The organism is Subdoligranulum sp. APC924/74 (assembly GCF_003324125.1).
GTDB classification, from domain to species: domain Bacteria; phylum Bacillota; class Clostridia; order Oscillospirales; family Ruminococcaceae; genus Gemmiger; species Gemmiger qucibialis.
This window is the reverse complement of record NZ_PSQF01000198.1, coordinates 1-594: the sequence shown is the minus strand read 5'-3', so window position 1 is coordinate 594 and position 594 is coordinate 1. Positions and strand designations below refer to the sequence as shown.

At 61.6% G+C, this 594-nt stretch carries 1 protein-coding gene; it reads right to left on the bottom strand.

The genetic code is table 11. The features are described from left to right. Positions 1-129: 129 nt before the first annotated feature. The coding region (locus C4885_RS16595; RefSeq protein ID WP_199488135.1) for a hypothetical protein at positions 130-594 on the bottom strand (465 nt) is incomplete at its 5' end.

Below are 594 nucleotides of genomic sequence, written 5' to 3'. Positions count from 1 at the left end.
CGGTGCATGTACCCGGCTTCGTCGCGCCCGGAATCGCTGGAATCCAGGTCGGAATAGCTCGGTTCGATGTCGCAGTCCGGTGCGTACAGGGATTTGCCATCGATCTGGAACAGATTGGTCAGGGTCACGTTACACACCTCCTGTGGCAATGGCCTGTTTGCGCTGCCAGCGCTGCACGGCGCGGCCCACGTCCTCGTCGGTCAGCTCAATGCCGTACACGGCGGAGAGGATCTCCCGCAGCACGGCCACAACGGCTTCAAAGCCCGCCATCTGGCCCGCCTGCAGGTCCTCCATGACCTCGGCCACAGCCTGCTTGATGGTGTCCAGCGGAGCTTCCACGTTGGTTCCGTGGCTCTGATCGCCCAGCACGGCCAGAAACTCCCGGTTCGCCGGAATAACTGCGCCTTGCGCCAGGTAGGGAATTTGCGGGGCGGTCAGGGTGCCGATATGAAACCCGACATGTCCGCCGCCGAATATGTCCGGCAGGTCGAACGACAACCCGTTCAGCGCGTTGATGACCGCATTGATGCCGGTGACAACGGCGGAGATCATCCGATTGATGAAGCCGATGATGCCATTGACGGCGGTTTTGAT